The following is a 17,418-nucleotide window of genomic DNA, read 5'->3' on the forward strand; positions in this document are numbered from 1 at the left end:
CTTAGTCCTCCTCTTCTTGGTAAAAGGCCCGCCGTTTGGCTTGGTAAAGTTCTTCTTTTTGATTTATGAGATACTGTTCTTCTTTTTTTAGCATGTCTGACCAGTCTTCTAGTTCTTCTATCGCTTGCCTTTGTAGGGTTTGGCGTTCTTCTCGCTGATTTTCTAGGAGAGAGCGGTAACGGCTTTGGTAGGCGACTTGCCAGATTTGCTCATCTGCCCCTTGACTAAAGGCTTGGTAATCTGCTAGCTCTTCATAAAAATACTCTAGCGTCCTATGGCTATCCTCGGTCTTTTCCAGCAACTTGGTGACTGCTTTTTCTTTTTTAGCTAGCTCTTCCCACTTGTCCATGATGACTCCTCATTCTTGAAAGTCTCTGCACTAGCTCGGTCAGCAGCTGTGAACTTCTGAGCAGCCTGCTTAATCTGCTGAGTAGCTGTTGTTATCAAGTTATTGAGCTCGCCTATCATGGCTTGGTTATCACTCAAAGCTTGACCCAAGCGACTGTTGCCAGCAAGGACAGACTGTCCGTCTAGGCTAGCTTGACCGATAGCTCCTAAAGCGACACCAGCACTCTCAATACTTGAAGCGTGGGAATTGGCTTGGGTGCTGTTGCTTTTTATCTGAACCATAATCATTTTCTCCTATCTTTTTCTTACTAAAAATTATAGCATATTTTGCTTTTTGTTGACCAATTTTAGTAAAGAAAAACCAACAGACTTTTCCTTCTGCTGGTTTATATATCTGATAAAGGCTTAGTTACCAAACAAGCCCTTAAAGAAGTTAACAATAGCATTCCAGATATTGCTAAAGAAGTTTCCACCATCTTTCAGGAGGCCGTTGGCGTCAAAGTTGAGGTTGATATTTTTAAAAGTATCTCCAGCCTTTGAGACGATGCTGTCTTTGAGGTCATTCAAAGTCTTGGTGAAATCGCTATTTGTAATAACTTCGCTATTTGACAAGTTAACTGCAAAATTCACAATCAGAGTAATCTGATCGGCAGTCATTGATTTTGCCAAATCGTAGTTTTTCAGTGTTTCTTCAACAATTTTTTGGACATCTTCCTTGCTTAAATTACTGTTTTTCTTTTTAGCATCGGCTACGGCTGCCTTGATATCGGTCAGGGCTACATTGAGCTTATCCGCATCAAAGCCTTCCTTGCCTGAATTTTCAGCATTGATATTGGACAAGGCAGATAATTCTTCCTGGGCCAGGTCCTTGTTTTCCTGCGGAACTTTTGCACCGTTATCTTCTAGCGAGTAGTAAATTCCTGCAAGGGCGCTTTCTCCCGTCACGGGAATCGGCGCTGCCACAGTAATCTCTGCATGCTCAACGCCCAGTGTCACTGCGGCATTACGATACATGTCTTCTGTCACCTTGGTGATATTTTGCGGAGTGACAATCTTGACTTCCAGCGGCTTGTTAGAGCCTGATTTTTGGATTTTGACAGACGAATAAAGCTGGAGGCTAGGGTCGTTAGCGACATTCATAATTGACGAATAAACATCAGGTGTCATCGTTTTGAGCGGCTTGCTGTCCTTAGAAGAATCGTAACCCAGGAGCTCCAAAGTCTGCGCTTTTTGGCTCTCGTCAAGCGAGTAACCCAGCACATACTCGGGCTGGACATAAGTTTCGTCAATGACCTTCTGCACATCATTGGTTGCAGCTGACGCGCTAGCAACCGTAAAGATAGAGGCTAAGGCTAAGCCCGTTGCCAATAGTGTTTTTTTGAATTTCATAACTGTATCCTCATTTGTTATCTTTTTCCTGATGAGTGAAAGACAAATCAGGCCTATCCTACTTTTATAGGTTAACTTGTAAGATAGTAGATATATTCTACACTATTTCTCAAAGAAGTTCAAAGAAAAAACAAGCGTCTTCAAAAACGCCTGTTTTCAGTTATTTACCCCAGAGAAAATCAATCAAAACTTTATCCACCTCTGGGTTTTCGTGGAGTTTGCTATGTTGGGCTAAAGGACCAGTAATTTTCTTTTCCTGGTAGCTTTTGGCATTGTCTACTAGCAAATACTTGAGACTCAAGGAGGAACTATTTAAGACCGAACCATCAGAGCCATTTTTATAGTCGCCATAGATATTAAGGACATCCACCTGCTCTTGGGGATAGATTTCTCTAAGTCCTAGCAGGGTTTGATAGTTGCGGCTCATCTTATTGGGTTGCCCCGTTTGGGCATCTAAGGTCAAGCCCTCAGGTAGGTCCATTCCTTCCAAACCATTGACATGATTAGCAATATTGACCTGCTTTTGTAGCTGGGGTAGTCCTTCATCCTGGCTATGCTCCAGTAGATAATAGAGGATGGACATATTACCCATGGAATGACCAACCATATTCATTTCCTGGAAATGATAGAGCTCTTGGAGCTTGCTGACAATAGCCTTGGCATAGCTAGCATCTTTTGGGAAATCAGGGTTGCGATTATCTTCGTAATTAACCTGGACAATGGGATTGATTGCACCTTTGGGGATTTTTCCGCTCAAGGTTACTTGCCCATTTCTATCAACATTGGCCCGAATAATGGTCTTAGTGACCCCAGCCTCTCTGGCAGCACTGGTCATGTGCTCCTCTGCCCTGGCACTGCTACCATAACCATGAAAGAAGAGGGTTGGTCGGGTAGATTGAATGAAATCTTTTTTATTGAGTTCTTTAGCGCCTTGGCCAGAGACAGACTGGTAGGCAAAGCCAGCTAGTCCTAGTGTTACTAAGGCCAGCAGGGCCAAAATCCATTTTTTATTTTTCATCATATCACTCCTTCTATCGGGGAAATCGGGATTTTGTACTTTTACCCTGAACTTCCCAGAGTTTTTCTTTATAAAACTTTTCTGCTAAAAGTATAACATGGTCGCCCCTTGATTGCAACTATCTTGATTACAACTAAAAGGTCCCGTTTGGGACCTTGATTTTTCTAGTCTTTAAAACCAGTTCATAAGTTTCATGAGATGCATATTGGCTCTGACCTGGCGGGAATAGTAGAAATTGCCCCCATTGACATAGAGATAGGCACCTCCGGTCATAGAAATCGGATTTACATAGCTATAGGTAGCTCCGGTTACATTTCCTAGGCTTGGTGCGACAACCTCTTTAGAATACTTGCGAGCTAATTCCAGGGTATTTTCCCCACCATGCTCAGCTACATAGTCGATATAGGCTGAACCAAAATTATAGGCTTGGACAGCTGTCCAGACATCAACCTTTTTTTGACTGGCCTTTTCAAGATTGTCAGAGAGGGTTTGAACACCTTGGCGAATGCTCTCTCGATTGTCGCGAATCGAGTTCTTTTGACCAGTGGCGCTTTCGCTAGACTGCATCAAATCAGAGGTCTTGCCCTTGGTTTCGGTATAAATCATGGCCAAGACCAAATCTTCATTGGCTGCTGTGTCCTGCTCATCTAGGACCTCCTGGACCAAATCGCGGTAAAGCATGACCTGCTTGACATCACGACGGACCTGATAAAGCTTAAAGCCAATAGCCAAGAGGATGAGGAGGACAATGATTCTTCTAATTAGTTTAAACATTATTTACTTTGGATATCCTCTATATTTTTGATGAGGATAGAGTAGGTCCCGTTGTCATTTTGGATAAATTCTACCGATTCGGCATCCTGGTAGATTGTATTGGGGACAATCAGCTCTATCCCGTTGGAGAGAGAGAGTTTTTGGTTTTCAAATTTTTTCTTTTGGCGGCTACTATCGATTTCATCAAAGACCAGAGGCTCTGGCATGACATCCTTGACCTGGTCGATAAAGCTGAGTCGGGCAGTTAGATTGCTATCAAAGAGATCATCTGCCAACTTTTCAGGAGACAGCTCCTCCTTTTCTTCCAAATTTTTGAAAATGCTTGTTTTGAGCTTGGACTGAAATTGGAAATCATCTTGATTAAAGCTTTCAGCAATCTTTTGGGCCGTTTTTTCCAAGGCCTTAATGGACTTTTTGGGAGAGGTCTTGGGGGCAACCTGCAGGAGTTTGTCTGAAAAATAATTGAAAAAGGCACCATTGTACTTGATTCTTTTCTCAATTAGATGATACTTGCGGCTGCTTAGATTGATAACCAAGGCCTCATCAGCCCCAGTTCCAAAGCCAGGTAGGTTATTCTGGGTCAACTTGATGGGGTTATCCATTTCCTGACCCAAATGGGTCAGGGTTTCTCTAAGGCTGATGCGCAGGAAGGCAAAATGCTCTAGACCTCCCTTATCAAACTGGATAAAAATCAAGTCGTTGGTTTTTTGGTTTTCACTGACTGAAAATTCCTCCTGCCAGCGTTTGACTAGCACCAGAGAAGTTTCTAGTAAGTCAGCCGAAATAGCTACTAAAAAGGGATTGTCCGCTTCAAAAACGCCTGTTTTGGCCTCATCGGAGTAGACTCTTTCAATCTTCTTGCGAAGATATTCCTCAATCTTAGGGCTAATAGTCAGGTACTTGTCAGACAAAATCAAGTCTGTATCTGCGGGACTAAACTGATGAATAATGGCTTTTTTAATATAGATGTCCATTTTACTCCTCATAAAGGGGGAAGGCATCGGTCAAGCTACGCACTTCTGCCTTGACCTGGTCCAAAATTTCTGGCTCTTGGGCATGTTTTAAGGCCTTGATAATCAGCTGAGCGACCTTGATGCTTTGGTCCACTCCAAATCCGCGTGCCGTAATCGCCGCTGTCCCAATCCGAATACCACTGGTCTTAAAAGGGGAGAGCTGCTCATAAGGGATGGAATTTTTATTGAGGGTAATATTGACCTCGTCCAAAAGATTTTGGGCCACTTTTCCATTTTCGACTACCCTGGTCACATCTACCAAGAAGAGATGGTTTTGAGTACCACCCGAAATCACTCGAAAATCAGAATCTGCTGCAAAGACTTGAGCCATGGCCTGGGCATTATCAAGGATTTGCTGGCTGTAGGCCTTAAAGGCTGGGTCCAAGACCTCTTTAAAGGCTACTGCCTTTGCTGCAACCACATGCTCTAATGGTCCTCCTTGAATCCCCGGGAAAATCGCTGAGTTAATTTTCTTAGCTAGCGCTTCATCATTGGTTAAAATCAAGCCGCCGCGAGGACCCCGCAAGGTTTTATGAGTGGTTGTGGTTGTAATATCCGCATAAGGGACTGGACTTGGATGGAGACCAGCAGCTACTAATCCAGCAATATGGGCCATATCGACCATGAGCTTGGCCCCAACAGCGTCTGCAATCTCGCGGAATTTTGCAAAATCAATAATTTGAGAATAGGCAGAAGCTCCAGCGACGATTAGTTTGGGTTGAACCTCCTTGGCCTGGGCTAAAATAGCCTCAAAATCAAGCAGTTCTGTCTCGGGATCGACCCCGTAAGAGACAAAGTTATAGGTTTGACCAGAAAAGCTAACGGCAGCGCCATGGGTCAGGTGGCCTCCAGCAGCCAAGTCCATTCCCATAACGGTATCTCCTGGCTCAATCAAGGCCATATAGGCCGCACAATTGGCCTGACTGCCTGAATGAGCCTGAACATTGGCATATTTAGCTCCAAAGATGGCCTTGGCCCTTTCGATAGCTAGATTTTCAACTACATCGACAAACTCTGTTCCACCGTAGTAGCGACGACCTGGATAGCCTTCGGCATATTTATTGGTTAAAATGGAGCCTTGAGCCGCCATAACTGCTTTAGAAACGACATTTTCTGAAGCAATCAACTCGATATTATGCTGCTGCCGCTCTTCTTCTTGCTTAACAGCTTGCCAGAGCTCTTCGTCAAATTCTTTATAGTTAGCTTGGTCAAAAATCATAGAGTTCTCCTTTTCAATCTTGGAATATCAATTGGGGAAGGGCTGATACTAGTTCTTCTTTGCTGATAGCGCCTTGGCGCAAAATGCGGGCCTTGCTAGTGGATAGGTCTAAAATGGTTGAGTCTTGACCGGTCAAGAAATCATCATCTTTGAACCCGTCTACCTGCCCCTTAAAATCAGCTTGAATCTGGTCAAAATGTAAACCGCTAGCCTGGCCAGAAAGATTGGCCGAAGGTCCGATGAGGGGGCCGCACTTACGGATTAAATCCAGGGTTAGGGGATGGCTAGGAATGCGAAAACCAACACTAGCCATGCCCGAATTGACCCAGGAAGGGACGGCTTGATTGGCTTCTAAAATCAAGGTCAAGGGACCAGGCAGAAAGGTCTGGTAGAGCTTTTCTAGATAGGGAGGCTGATTTTTAGAAAAGGCCAGGATATCCTCGAGGCTAGCTACATTGAGATTCAGAGCCTTGTCAAGCGGGCGTCTCTTTAGCTGATAAACCCCTTTGACCGCTTCTTCATTTAGGGCAGAAGCAAAGAGGCCGTAGACCGTCTCGGTTGGAAGAATCAAGGCGCCGCCTCGCTCTAAAATCGTCTCAAAATCAGCCATTATCTACCACCACCATTCTATCTTGATTAAATTGGTCTTTGAGGACCCGAACCCGCTTATGGGGAAAGGCCTCTTGAAAGAGAGCCTGAACTGCTGGGCCTTGTTTATAGCCAATCTCCAGATAAATTTTCCCGTCTTTTTTTAGATGACGACTAACTCCTTGAGCAATAGCCTGATAAAGGGCCAGGCCTTGATTTTCAGCAAAGAGGGCTAGGTGGGGTTCAGCGTGTAAGACATTGCTACCTACCTCATCTTGGTCCTCAAAAGCGATATAGGGCGGGTTGGAAACCAACAGGTCAAACTTACCAGTCAGATTCTCAAAGACATCCGACTGGACGAAGTCAATGGCCTGTTGCAGATTTAAGGTACTGGCGTTTGTTTGAGCTAAATCTAGGGCCTCTTGAGAAATGTCACTGGCTGTCAACTGCCAACTAGGCCGATGCCTAGCCAAGGCCAAGGCGATAGCCCCACTGCCGGTAGCTAGATCCAGCACTTGCTGGCCTGAATCTGGATTTTCAGCCAAAATCAAGTCTACCAATTCTTCCGTTTCTGGCCGAGGAATCAAGACTCGTTCATCAACCGAAAGACGCAGACCATAAAAGTCAGCCCAACCCAAGATATATTGAGCTGGTAGATGGGCCTTAAGCTGCTGAGTCAAACCTTCTAGCAGGTCTATATCTTCCTGAACCGCTTCTGTCTGTAATTTAAAAACAAAGTCCGTTAAGGAGAGTTGTTTTAAGGAGCGATAAACAAAAGCTAGGCTCTCAGCTTCTTCTCCCGCTGCCACAATTTCTGCTTCTAGACTTGCAAAGACTTGTCCTAGTCTCATTACTTGTTAAGCTCTTCTAGTTTTTGCGTTTGATCATAGAGGACCAAGGCGTCCACAACCTCATCTAGCTTGCCAGCCAAAATGCTGTCCAGCTTTTGCAGGGTCAGACCAATCCGGTGGTCGGTCACCCGATTTTGCGGGAAGTTATAGGTCCGAATCCGTTCCGAACGATCCCCAGTTCCAATGGTAGACTTACGCTCTGCATCCTGCTCATCTTGAGCGATTTGGGCAAAGTGGTCGGCAACCCGAGCACGGATAATCTTCATAGCCTTATCCCGGTTTTTCTGTTGGGTCCGCTCTTCTTGCATTTCGACCTTGATATTGGTCGGCAGATGGACAATCCGGACAGCTGTCGCCACCTTGTTGACATTTTGTCCACCAGCTCCAGAAGCGTGGTAGATATCAACCCGTAAATCCTTAGGGTCAATATCGTATTCCACTTCTTCCACCTCAGGCATGACTAAAACAGTTGCTGTCGAGGTATGGACCCGACCTTGAGACTCGGTAACAGGAACCCTCTGAACCCGGTGGGCTCCACTTTCATACTTGAGCTTGGAGTAGACTGATTGACCCGAGACCATGGCAACAACTTCCTTAAAACCTCCTACACCATTCATCGAGGCTTCCATGACTTCAAATCTCCACCCCTGAGCCTCGGCGTATTTTTGATACATGCTTAAAAGGTCACCGGCAAAGAGCGAGGCTTCGTCTCCTCCTGCCGCTCCCCGAATTTCTAGGATAATATTCTTATCATCATTAGGATCCTTGGGCAGAAGCAGGATTTTAAGCCTTTCTTCATAGTCTTCTTTTTCGGCCTTGGCTTCCTTCAATTCTAGCTTGGCCATTTCTTCCAATTCAGCATCACCAGCAGCATCCTTAATCATCTCCTCGGCATCACTGATATTTTGGAGGACTTTTTTATAGTCCCGATAGGCTGTCACCGTGTCGCGTGTGCTGGCCTCTTCCTTGGATAATTCCATAAAACGTTTGGTGTCACTAACCACATCAGGGTCGCTCAAAAGCTCCCCTAGCTCTTCATAGCGGTCTTCAACTGCTTGTAATTGATCGTAGATGTTCATTGATTTTCCTTCTTTTCTAATACTGGATTAAAGTAATGTTTGCGACAAACAGGGATGTAACTCTCGTTGCCACCGATTTGAATCTGCTCCCCCTCATAGACAGGTTGGTTATTGTTAGTCCTTAGAACCATGATCGCCTTTTTAGAGCAATATTGACAAATGGTCTTGACCTCATCGATCTTATCTGCTAACAAGAGTAGGTATTTAGAGCCTTCAAAGAGCTCATTGCGGAAATCATTTTTAAGGCCAAAAGCCATGACTGGGACTCCTAGTTCATCGACCACCCTAGCCAAGTCATAGACATGATGACGGCTGAGAAATTGAGCCTCATCAATCAAGACGCAGTAGGGCTTTTCGGTCATGCCATCAATGTAACCAAAAATATCAGTCTCCTCATCGATAGCTATGGCCTCGCGTTTCATGCCAATCCGGCTGGAAACCACCCCGAAGCCATCTCGGGTATCTAGGGCGCTAGTCATGATGACTACCCCTTTTCCTTGTTCCTCATAGTTATGGGCCACCTTTAAAATCTCAATTGTCTTACCCGAGTTCATGGTGCCATACTTATAATATAATTGTGCCATTGTTTCTTTCTACTCTTCTTCATCTCCATTTATTATTCAATTCATTTTATTTTACCATAATTGGGCAAGCATTAAAACCAAAATTATGATAAAATTAAAGAGACTAAAAGGAAAGAAGGAAAAAGAATGCCATTTGTAAAAATTGATTTATTTGAAGGCCGCAGCCAGGAACAAAAAGACCAGCTGGCTCGTGAAGTAACTGAGGTTGTTTCCAGGATAGCCAAGGCACCCAAGGAAGCTATCCATGTTTTCATCAACGATTTACCAGAAGGAAGCTATTATCCTCAGGGAGAGATGAAAAAGAAAAACTAAGAGTCAGAGGGCCAAACAAAGGCTCTCTTTGATTTTCAGGCAAAGGCTTACAGTTTTTGCTGTACTTTCTACCTGTCTTTTAGTATAATGAGAGTCGAATAGGGGGATTTAGCCTGGGCTACTTCCCCCCTTTCTTATTGTTCATTTTAAGTCCAGAAGGAGGAAACTAAGGATGAAAACAAGAACTAAAAAACTCTTATGCTCCCTTGTAGCTGGTCTCTCTATCTTTTTGGTTGCTTGCTCTAGTCAGACCATAGATAAAAGTGGAACAAACAACTCCAGCAGCAAGGTAGATCAAGGACCAGTTCTGACTGACTTACTTGATAATATCCAAAATAGTGACAGCTTTGAAACTCAGGTCAAGACAAAGATAGAGCTAGGAGCTGATAAAACTGGCCAAGCAGAAGGTGACGGTACCCAGTTCACGGTCGATACGAATGCTAGCATTATCAGAGAGCCTATTGCACTCAAGTTGGAGCTAAAAACCAATACATTAGGAAAATCTGGTCAATCCGTATTTTATATCAAGGATGGAACCATCTATGTCAAGCCAGCAGAAAGCGATACTTGGCTCAAGCAGGAAAGCCAAGAATTGGTTGATAAAATCAAGGAAAAGCAAGAACAATCCAACAACTTTGAATTCTTTGAAGCTGCTGTAAAAAACAAGGACAAACTTCAACTAAATGAGCAAAAGGATGGCTATGTTCTCGATATCAAAGACGCTGGCCAAGATTTCCAAGACGTTTTTATCAAACAGATGAAAGCTAGCAACCCCATCTTAAAAAACATCAATATTGAATTTAGTAAGATGAATCTCCAGCTTAAGATTGATAAAAAGACCAAACTTCCTCAAAGCATGAAAATGGATGCCAAGATGAAAATCGAAAATCAAACCGCTGTGATGACAGTCGATGCAGTCTATAAAAACTTTAATAAGGTTTCAGATATCAAGCTTCCAGAAGAGGCCAAGGATGCCCAGGAAGCAAATATTCTCCAAGCTTTTAATTCCTAATCTTTTTAGCAGATTAACAAAAAACCAGTTCCAAACAAGAGGAACTGGCTTTTGCTTTATCCTTAAAAGAAGTCTAGTTTAGAAATTCTCTTTCTCTTTTCTTTTCAATAAATAAGAGCCGCAGTTGATAAAGGAGCCCACTGACAAGAAGACAGGAGATAAGGCCGATCCAATAAGAATAAGCTCCCAGTTGACTAAAACGCTCAAGCAAGAAGGCCACAGGAAGGGTTACTCCCCAATAGCTAAGCAGACCCAGATAAAAAGGAACCTTGGTGTCCTTATAGCCCTTCAGAATCCCCTGCAAAGGAGCCGCAAAGGTATCGGCCAGCTGGAAAAAGAGGCTGTAGGTCAAAAAGACTGAGGTTAGGCGAATAAACTCTGGATCCCGCCCGTAGAGGGCTGCCACCTGGGCCCGAAAAAGATAGAGAAAAATCAGGGTAAAGAGAGCAAAGAAAAAGGCAATCCACCTTCCCAGGGAAGAGTATTTTTTGACATCAGCCAAGCGATTAGCCCCCATTTCATAGGAAACGATAATAGACATGGCTAGAGAAGTACTCATGGGAAAGGCATACATAAGGGTAGAAAAGTTAATGGCTGCCTGGTGGCTAGCGATTGTCAGGGTAGAAAATTTGGCCATCAAGAGACCAACAAAAGAAAAGATAGCTACTTCCGCAAAGACCGTTCCCCCAATGGGAATACCCAGCCTTAAACCCTCTTTTAAGAGAGAAGAATCCAACTTACGTCGGCGCCAAAGTTGGTAGCGACTAAGTTTGGGATGCTTGTAGATAACTAGAATAGAAATCAAAAGCAAGCACCAGTAAGCAAGGGAGGTCCCTAGTCCCGCTCCCGGCCCTCCTAGCTTAGGCAGACCAAAAACCCCATAAATCAAGGCATAGTTAAAGGTCGCATTCAGGGGCAAAAGCAAGAGCATAAGATACATGGATAGCCTAGTCATTCCCAGGGCATCTAAAAGAGAACGGATAACACTAAAAAGTAAGAGGGGGACAATTCCCAGAGCAAGGTACCAGAGATAGTCAATGGCTATTCGGGCCACTTGCGCTTCCAGGCCCAGATGATTTAAGACCAAGGGGGCCACAAGAAAAACTAGGAGATAAAGGAGCCCCGATAAACCTAGGGCCAGATAGATAAATTGATAAAAATCTACTGCTACCTCTTCTTCTCTCTCCTGCCCCAAATGATGGCCGATAATAGGAACAAGGGCAGATACAACCCCGGTCAAAAAGGTAAAAAAAGGACTCCAAAGATTGGTAGCCAAGGAAACACCGGTCAAGTGCTGGGTATTAAATTGACCAGTCATGGTTGTATCTACAAAAGAGGCCGAATAATTCGCCAACTGGTAGATTAAAATCGGAAAAAAGATGGTTATAAAGAGCTTGAATCGCCCTCTGATATCATGGGTTTGATACATAAATGTTTACTCCCTTAAATAAAGCTTATCTTTACCTTTACTATACTACAAGCTGGATAAATAGTCAAAGGAAGTTTTCCACCCCAGAAGATTGGAAAGTCTTATCGGGATATTTGAGGTGAAGTAAAGACCGAGCTGGATAAAAAAAGAATGAGTGTAACTACTCATTCTTTTCATCTTTATCAGCTGACCCTGACTCTTCTTTGGAGCTATCGGCCTGGTTCATGGCTCCCTTAAATTCGGAGAACATCTTACCGATAGCCTGGCCCAGTTCTGGCAGGCGCTTGGGGCCAAAGATTAAGAGGGCTCCCAGAATAAGAATAATCAATCCTGGTGCACCAATATCACGTAAAAATCCCATCAGTTCCTTTCCCTTCTTTCTTTTTTTCGATAAATCATCTTACTTAAGACCAGGCTCAGCTCAAAGATAAAAATCAGAGGGGCTGTCATGGTCAAATCGCTAACAAAGTCGGCCGGCGTAATAACGACAGCAATGACCAGCAAGATAAAATAAGCGTACCGTCTATATTGTACCAAAAATTTTGGCTTTAGGAGGCCGATTGAGGTCAAAAAAGCGACAATGACTGGCAATTCAAATAGGATTGCCATAGGCAGACTGGTGTGAAAAATAAAGGTTAAATAACTTTGAGCCGTCAAGCGGACATCAAAGAGCTGGTCACCCAGAGATAAGAGTAAATTCAAAATGGCTGGACTAACCAGATAAAAACCAAAGGCCAAACCCAGAACAAAGGAGACAAAGGAGGCCGGGATATAGGCAAAGATAGCCTTGGCCTCGCTATCCTTGAGAGCTGGTCGCACAAATTCCCATACCTGGTAGACCAGAAAAGGAAGGGTCAGGCTAAAGGCGACTAGGCTAGCCAGGCGAACATAAATCCACAAAATATCATTGGGGCCTAGGACAATCAACTTCTGCTGAAAATGACTGGTCAGCCATTGGTACAAGTTTCCTGAAAAACAGAAAGCCAGGATAAAAACCAGCAAAAACCAGGCCAAGACCAGCAAAAAGCGGGTCCGAAATTCGCTCAAGTGCTCAACAACCGTCAACTGCTCTCTCTTAGTCATGCTTAGTCCTGCGATTCTTATAGACAAACCAGGCGATGATAACTAGCAAGACTAGCTGAGCCAAGACTCCCTCTGGGCTCGGATAAAATCCAATCAAATCAATAGTCGGCCAGGAGTTGAGCAAGTGGTTCGGTGCTATATTGGTCAACTGGAGGGCGTGAATGCTGACACCCAGCATCTTAAAGGCCAGGGCATAAATCAACCAGGTCAACCAGAAGAAGATACGATGAGGTTTGAAATAGCTAGTGGCCTTGGTCATGACTAAAGCGATGATGACAAGCACCAAGATAGCTAGAGCAATCCCCAAGAGGAAGTGAAACATGGTAATCCTTGGAACAATTCCGACATAAAAGAGAATGGTTTCTGCTCCCTCACGAAAGACAGCCAAGAAACTTAAGGCAAACATGGAGATAAAGCTACCACTTGTGGTAACGGTCTTCATCTGCCTGTCCATAAAGTCATTCCATTTCTCGATAGAGGACTTACTATGGAGCCAGATACCAATCAAAATCATCATGACGACAGCAAAGATTCCGACGGCCCCTTCGATAATTTCACGATTGGCTCCAGAGGCCAGGGCTGGAAAGAGCACTTGCAGTAAGATAGCGATAAGAACGCTGGCTAGAACACCGAGAGCAGCCCCGCTGTAAACCCAGACTAAGCCCTTGGTCATCTTGCTGGCCTTGAGGGTAGCCACAAGAGCCATGATGATTAGGAGGGATTCTACTCCTTCTCTTAAGAGGATAAGCATGGCATCAAAGAAATTGTAGCTAGCACTGGTATCAATTTTTGATAAATCTGTAATCAACTGGGCTAACTCTTCCTGGTATTTCTTTTCATTACCCTTAACCATGATGACCGGAGTTTGACTCTCGACCCGAGTATAGAGGGAGGAATCGCGCGTGCTGACATCGCCTTCAATAGTTGGCCAGATGGTGATAAATTTCTTCATCAGGGTGCTGGCCTTCTCCTTTTCCCCTTTTTGGAAGAGCGAAAGAGCTTCTTCTAGCATTTTTATACCATCATTTAAGGTCAAATTTTCAGAAACAGCAGCCACCTTTTCCCCAGTAACAAACTGGTCCAGGGCTGTTTTTAGATCTGCAAAAGAAGCCTCAATAGTCGTAAAGTCAGTAGGCTCTGTTTCCATGCTAGAACGCAAGAGAGACAGGGCTGTTTCAATTTTCCCATAATGGGCAGTACTACTACTTCTAACAATCGACTCATTGCTGGTCCAAGTCCGATTCATCTCCTTATAAGCGGTCTTACTAGCTTCCAAATCCTTGGACTTGATAGCCGCCTCCAACTTATCAAAGGCAGGAGTCATCCGATTGACCAACTTCTCCTTTTCTGCCTTGAGGTCAACCGGATGCTGCTCCTGATCAAAGGCAATCAAGGCTGCACTAATCTCTGTTAGTTTTTCCTCAGTAATTGCCCCCTCGATATTCAGGGCTTGGGTCACCTTTTTACCAGCTGCAGAATCATGATTTTCCTTATTGGCAAATTCTGTTTGAAGCTCTGTCAAAAGGCGCTTGGCCTCATCTTGATTTTGGGCCTTAACAGCCTCAGTGGCATCTGTAATCTTAATAAAGAGATTGGAGTAGCTCTCCTCTGCAAGCACCGGAGTGAAACCTAAGGTCAGTAAGAGACCCAGGACCCACAAGATTTTACTCAAATAATTTTTGACCAAGATATTCTCCTTTCTGAACTCCTGCAAAGCAGGCAAAGAGACCACTGCCGATATGACTGACATATTCATTCATCTTGTCATCATTACCCAGATTGGTCTGAATCTTGATAAACTGCTCCGGCGTCTTTTGAAAGGCGATAAAGAGCAAGCCCGTATCAAATTGGCCCGTCACATCATCAATTCCACTAGAATAAGAATAGGACCTACGAAAAATAGGAACTCCAGCCTCCTTGGCTAGGCGCACATGGGCATCCAGAGGAATGACTGGTTCCCCTTCCTCGTCCTTCAGGTCCAAATCAACAGGGTCAAACTCATTTTTCTGTCCCAAAGGAGCCCCGCTATCCTTGTAGCGCCCAAAGGTATTTTCCTGCTCTTTGAGACTGGTCCGGTCCCAAGTATCTAGAAACATCTGAATCCGGCGGACTGCCATATAAGAGCCCCCCTTCATCCAGCCAGCCTCATCTGCCCAGACTACCTCGTCAAAGCGCTTTTCAGTCGTATCATTGGCCGTCCCATCCTTAAAACCAAAGAGATTGCGTGGAGTCTCCATCCGATCTCCAATCGCCGCAAAACCAGATTGACTCCAGCGCATAGCTACTACTCGCCGACTATTTTTGATGAGATTGCGGACAGCGTGAAAGGCTACCTGTTCATCATCGGCACAGGCCTGGATGACAATATCTCCACCTGTATATTTCTCCCGCAAAATTTCTCTGGGAAAGGGCGGAAGCTCCCGAAAGGCCTTGGGTTTCTTCTTTTCCAACTTCATCTTCTTTAAAAAAGAATGCGAAACCCCAAAAGTCAAGGTCAAGCGATAGGGGTTGAGACCGACAGCCTCCCCTGTATCATTTGGAGGAAGGTAGACATTGCTAGAGTCCTTTTCGATGACCTGGCCATCTACTAATTTTTGACTATAATCCGTCCAAGACTTGAACATCTCAATCACCTGAGAACGGTCAGTCGAAATCAAATCTAAGACCACAAAGTAGATGTTTCTCTGCATAGGAGTTGTAATTCCTGCCTGATGCTTGCCATAGAAACTAATTTTTTCATCTCCGACAACTAAGTTCTTTTCTTTCTGGACCTTATTAGCGAAAAAAGCAGATGCACCGGAGACACCGAGCGCTAGCCCGGCACCTCCAATCCCTGCTTTTTTAAGAAATTCGCGACGATCCATTTTTTTCTCAAACCATTTTTCGTCTTTTTCCATCTATTTTTCTCCGTCTAGAATCACACCCATTTTACCGAGAGATTCACCCAGATTGTGGACAGAGGTTGCGAGTGACTTAGTGTCCTTCTCAGTCAACTCTGTATAGAACTTATAGTTCTCTTTATCAGTCATGTACTTGTCTAACTGGTCATTAACTTCCTTGAAGTCCTTGGTTAAATCCTTGGCCAGTTGAGCATTTTTCTTTTCAATCAAAGGCTTGAAGAGTTGATAAATCTTCTCTGCTCCCTCGATATTGGCCCGGAAGTCATAAAGGTCAGTATGAGAGTAAAATTCTTCTTCACCAGTAATCTTGGTATCTGCTACTTCATTCAAAAGGTCAACCGCCCCAGTCAACATCAACTCAGGAGTAACCTTGACTGTTGCCACTTTGGCCTTCAGGGCCTTGACATCATTAACCAATTGATCCGCATAGACTTCTGTACCTTCGGTTGTGTTTTCCTCCCACATAATCTTTTCTAGGCGGTGGAAACCAGACCAACCATCTTCAGTCTTATGCTCAGCCTTATAGTCAACCAAGCGGCTATCAATCTTTTCGTCTTCTTCTTTGAAACTTTCTGCAATCGGCTCTGAACGCTCATAAGTCATCCGAGCAAGTGGGTAGGCAGCCTTGGCTTCTTCTAATTTTCCTTCTTTTAAGAGTTTGACAAAGCTTTCTGTGTCCACCAGAAGTTTATCAATTTGCTCTTGGACAAAGGCCTTGTAATCAGCAGTTGCCTTTTGTAGTTCCTTTTTTTCTGCAGCAGTTAGGGAAACCTTAGCTTCACTACTTGAGCCTGTCTGATTAGACTTGTTGTTACTCGCACAAGCCGTTAGTAAAAGGGTAGCTGAGAATAGGATGATACCTAGTTTTTTCATGATGTGCTCCTTGCATAAAGTGAAAGTTTTCAAAAACGCTATTTAACAGCAAAAGTCACTGTTTAAGCCCTCCCCTTTGACTCAACACCTAACTCTTAGATATTTAAGAACGTTTTCAGAAAAATTATATCAAAAAAATCCAGCTTTTTCAAGGAATTGTCAGAAAATTTAATAGAAATCCTCAAAAAATGAAGCCCTAAAAGTTGGACCCTAAAAATCGAACTTTTGAGGCTTGCTCATTCTTTATATGGGAATTTTTATATAAAAATGGTAGTCTTAGTTTGCCTTGTCTTATCCATTCTTCCATATCAAGGCATGCGTAATCAACCGACCAGGCATAAGTCCACTCCAAATTTTTCTAAAAAAGAAAAGTACAGTCCTCAAACCGTACTTTCTTTTTCATCTCCACCCTGAGAGAATCGAACTCCCATCTCAAGAACCGGAATCTTACGTGATATCCATTACACTAAGGGTGGCAACTCATTTATTATAACTAATTTTCAGAAAAAAAACAAGAGGAAAAGGGATTATTTCCTAAATTAAGGTTGATTTTTCCTACAAAGTTAAATTTCAAGTCTAAATCAGTCATTATAAAAGAAACTTTCTAGGAGATGAATAAGCAAGTATTTTTTAGGGAAATTCCTAAGCCAGCTTTCAATGAATGCGGCCAGCTGGTGGGTCGCATTTTGACTTCCTTTAGAGAGACCTGCGAGTCAATCAAGTATGATTCTCGTTGCCCCCGTTCTCCCCCAAAAATATGGGCGAGAACAATAGCGACTTGGTCTATCTGTAAGAGGCAAAAGATACTCATTCTTGGTTTGAATTTGAATAACCATCCCCATTTCTACATCCCCAAGACATCTATTTTTACGAACGGAATGTCGGCACTTGTTCTCGTCCTGAAGCTGAGCCCAATTTACTTGGTATGGTAGAAAAAAACAAAACT

Annotated in this window: 19 protein-coding genes and 1 tRNA gene; 2 read left to right on the top strand and 18 right to left on the bottom strand. The window is 43.8% G+C overall.

What is annotated here, in order from left to right; genetic code table 11:
- Position 1: 1 nt before the first annotated feature.
- The 11 genes from C4K46_RS00075 to C4K46_RS00125 all read right to left on the bottom strand — a co-directional run bounded on the left by C4K46_RS00075 (position 2) and on the right by C4K46_RS00125 (position 8,863).
- A complete protein-coding gene (locus C4K46_RS00075; RefSeq protein ID WP_209626165.1) occupies positions 2–349 on the bottom strand; it encodes a hypothetical protein in 348 nt (115 codons plus the stop codon).
- Positions 328–630, bottom strand: a complete 303-nt coding sequence (locus tag C4K46_RS00080) for a TIGR04197 family type VII secretion effector (protein WP_209626167.1) — start codon at positions 628–630, stop codon at positions 328–330. The genes C4K46_RS00075 and C4K46_RS00080 overlap by 22 nt, the downstream gene beginning before the upstream one ends.
- Before the next feature lie 123 nt (positions 631–753).
- Entirely contained in the window at positions 754–1,737 is a 984-nt protein-coding gene (locus tag C4K46_RS00085) for a DUF1002 domain-containing protein (protein WP_209626169.1), read from the bottom strand.
- 160 nt (positions 1,738–1,897) lie between these two features.
- A complete protein-coding gene (locus C4K46_RS00090; protein WP_420853765.1) occupies positions 1,898–2,755 on the bottom strand; it encodes an alpha/beta hydrolase in 858 nt (285 codons plus the stop codon).
- Between the two features lie 171 nt (positions 2,756–2,926).
- Positions 2,927–3,529: a lysozyme family protein gene (locus tag C4K46_RS00095; RefSeq protein WP_209626172.1), complete on the bottom strand. Its 603-nt coding sequence runs from the start codon at positions 3,527–3,529 to the stop codon at positions 2,927–2,929.
- Complete coding sequence (locus C4K46_RS00100; RefSeq protein ID WP_209626174.1) at positions 3,529–4,503, bottom strand: nucleoid-associated protein; 975 nt, start codon at positions 4,501–4,503, stop codon at positions 3,529–3,531. The genes C4K46_RS00095 and C4K46_RS00100 overlap by 1 nt, the downstream gene beginning before the upstream one ends.
- 1 nt (position 4,504) lies before the next feature.
- Positions 4,505–5,761, bottom strand: coding sequence for a serine hydroxymethyltransferase (gene glyA, locus C4K46_RS00105; protein ID WP_209626176.1), 1,257 nt, complete (start codon positions 5,759–5,761; stop codon positions 4,505–4,507).
- Positions 5,762–5,774: 13 nt separating this feature from the next.
- Positions 5,775–6,374, bottom strand: a complete 600-nt coding sequence (locus C4K46_RS00110) for an L-threonylcarbamoyladenylate synthase (RefSeq protein ID WP_420853766.1) — start codon at positions 6,372–6,374, stop codon at positions 5,775–5,777.
- Entirely contained in the window at positions 6,364–7,200 is an 837-nt protein-coding gene (prmC, locus tag C4K46_RS00115) for a peptide chain release factor N(5)-glutamine methyltransferase (RefSeq protein ID WP_209626179.1), read from the bottom strand. The genes C4K46_RS00110 and prmC overlap by 11 nt, the downstream gene beginning before the upstream one ends.
- The gene (gene prfA / locus C4K46_RS00120; RefSeq protein ID WP_209626181.1) at positions 7,200–8,279 is read right to left on the bottom strand and encodes a peptide chain release factor 1; all 1,080 of its coding nucleotides are present in this window, start codon (positions 8,277–8,279) and stop codon (positions 7,200–7,202) included. Before prfA ends, prmC begins: the two co-directional genes overlap by 1 nt.
- A complete protein-coding gene (locus tag C4K46_RS00125; RefSeq protein WP_209626183.1) occupies positions 8,276–8,863 on the bottom strand; it encodes a thymidine kinase in 588 nt (195 codons plus the stop codon). Before C4K46_RS00125 ends, prfA begins: the two co-directional genes overlap by 4 nt.
- Positions 8,864–8,956: 93 nt before the next feature.
- Here C4K46_RS00125 and C4K46_RS00130 point away from each other — a divergent pair, with 93 nt between their 5' ends.
- Both C4K46_RS00130 and C4K46_RS00135 read left to right on the top strand, forming a co-directional pair.
- A complete protein-coding gene (locus C4K46_RS00130; protein ID WP_338059770.1) occupies positions 8,957–9,175 on the top strand; it encodes a 4-oxalocrotonate tautomerase in 219 nt (72 codons plus the stop codon).
- 172 nt (positions 9,176–9,347) lie between these two features.
- A complete protein-coding gene (locus C4K46_RS00135) occupies positions 9,348–10,187 on the top strand; it encodes a DUF6612 family protein (RefSeq protein ID WP_209626187.1) in 840 nt (279 codons plus the stop codon).
- Between the two features lie 73 nt (positions 10,188–10,260).
- Here the strand turns inward: C4K46_RS00135 and C4K46_RS00140 are convergent, their stop codons facing one another.
- The 7 genes from C4K46_RS00140 to C4K46_RS00170 all read right to left on the bottom strand — a co-directional run bounded on the left by C4K46_RS00140 (position 10,261) and on the right by C4K46_RS00170 (position 16,948).
- Positions 10,261–11,616 carry an MATE family efflux transporter gene (locus C4K46_RS00140; RefSeq protein WP_209626189.1) on the bottom strand — a complete coding sequence of 452 codons (1,356 nt, stop codon included), beginning with the start codon at positions 11,614–11,616 and terminating at the stop codon, positions 10,261–10,263.
- A 160-nt stretch (positions 11,617–11,776) separates the two neighbouring features.
- The gene (locus C4K46_RS00145) at positions 11,777–11,977 is read right to left on the bottom strand and encodes a Sec-independent protein translocase subunit TatA/TatB (RefSeq protein WP_209626191.1); all 201 of its coding nucleotides are present in this window, start codon (positions 11,975–11,977) and stop codon (positions 11,777–11,779) included.
- Complete coding sequence (gene tatC / locus C4K46_RS00150; RefSeq protein WP_209626193.1) at positions 11,977–12,699, bottom strand: twin-arginine translocase subunit TatC; 723 nt, start codon at positions 12,697–12,699, stop codon at positions 11,977–11,979. The genes C4K46_RS00145 and tatC overlap by 1 nt, the downstream gene beginning before the upstream one ends.
- Positions 12,692–14,386, bottom strand: coding sequence for an FTR1 family iron permease (locus C4K46_RS00155; protein WP_209626195.1), 1,695 nt, complete (start codon positions 14,384–14,386; stop codon positions 12,692–12,694). Before C4K46_RS00155 ends, tatC begins: the two co-directional genes overlap by 8 nt.
- Positions 14,364–15,596: an iron uptake transporter deferrochelatase/peroxidase subunit gene (gene efeB / locus C4K46_RS00160; RefSeq protein ID WP_209626197.1), complete on the bottom strand. Its 1,233-nt coding sequence runs from the start codon at positions 15,594–15,596 to the stop codon at positions 14,364–14,366. Before efeB ends, C4K46_RS00155 begins: the two co-directional genes overlap by 23 nt.
- Positions 15,597–16,472, bottom strand: a complete 876-nt coding sequence (gene efeO / locus C4K46_RS00165; RefSeq protein ID WP_209626198.1) for an iron uptake system protein EfeO — start codon at positions 16,470–16,472, stop codon at positions 15,597–15,599.
- A gap of 404 nt (positions 16,473–16,876) precedes the next feature.
- A tRNA-Arg gene (locus C4K46_RS00170) sits at positions 16,877–16,948 on the bottom strand.
- Between the last annotated feature and the right edge of the window lie 470 nt (positions 16,949–17,418).

Source organism: Streptococcus oricebi (assembly GCF_017883985.1).
Classification (GTDB): domain Bacteria; phylum Bacillota; class Bacilli; order Lactobacillales; family Streptococcaceae; genus Streptococcus; species Streptococcus oricebi.

Bases quoted from the DNA above. Each gene is read 5' to 3' on its own strand.
- C4K46_RS00075 (WP_209626165.1), bottom strand. From the start codon at position 349: ATGGACAAGTGGGAAGAGCTAGCTAAAAAAGAAAAAGCAGTCACCAAG.
- C4K46_RS00080 (WP_209626167.1), bottom strand. From the start codon at position 630: ATGGTTCAGATAAAAAGCAACAGCACCCAAGCCAATTCCCACGCTTCA.
- C4K46_RS00085 (WP_209626169.1), bottom strand. From the start codon at position 1,737: ATGAAATTCAAAAAAACACTATTGGCAACGGGCTTAGCCTTAGCCTCT.
- C4K46_RS00090 (WP_420853765.1), bottom strand. From the start codon at position 2,755: ATGAAAAATAAAAAATGGATTTTGGCCCTGCTGGCCTTAGTAACACTA.
- C4K46_RS00095 (WP_209626172.1), bottom strand. From the start codon at position 3,529: ATGTTTAAACTAATTAGAAGAATCATTGTCCTCCTCATCCTCTTGGCT.
- C4K46_RS00100 (WP_209626174.1), bottom strand. From the start codon at position 4,503: ATGGACATCTATATTAAAAAAGCCATTATTCATCAGTTTAGTCCCGCA.
- glyA (WP_209626176.1), bottom strand. From the start codon at position 5,761: ATGATTTTTGACCAAGCTAACTATAAAGAATTTGACGAAGAGCTCTGG.
- prmC (WP_209626179.1), bottom strand. From the start codon at position 7,200: ATGAGACTAGGACAAGTCTTTGCAAGTCTAGAAGCAGAAATTGTGGCA.
- prfA (WP_209626181.1), bottom strand. From the start codon at position 8,279: ATGAACATCTACGATCAATTACAAGCAGTTGAAGACCGCTATGAAGAG.
- C4K46_RS00125 (WP_209626183.1), bottom strand. From the start codon at position 8,863: ATGGCACAATTATATTATAAGTATGGCACCATGAACTCGGGTAAGACA.
- C4K46_RS00135 (WP_209626187.1), top strand. From the start codon at position 9,348: ATGAAAACAAGAACTAAAAAACTCTTATGCTCCCTTGTAGCTGGTCTC.
- C4K46_RS00140 (WP_209626189.1), bottom strand. From the start codon at position 11,616: ATGTATCAAACCCATGATATCAGAGGGCGATTCAAGCTCTTTATAACC.
- C4K46_RS00145 (WP_209626191.1), bottom strand. From the start codon at position 11,977: ATGGGATTTTTACGTGATATTGGTGCACCAGGATTGATTATTCTTATT.
- tatC (WP_209626193.1), bottom strand. From the start codon at position 12,699: ATGACTAAGAGAGAGCAGTTGACGGTTGTTGAGCACTTGAGCGAATTT.
- efeB (WP_209626197.1), bottom strand. From the start codon at position 15,596: ATGGAAAAAGACGAAAAATGGTTTGAGAAAAAAATGGATCGTCGCGAA.
- efeO (WP_209626198.1), bottom strand. From the start codon at position 16,472: ATGAAAAAACTAGGTATCATCCTATTCTCAGCTACCCTTTTACTAACG.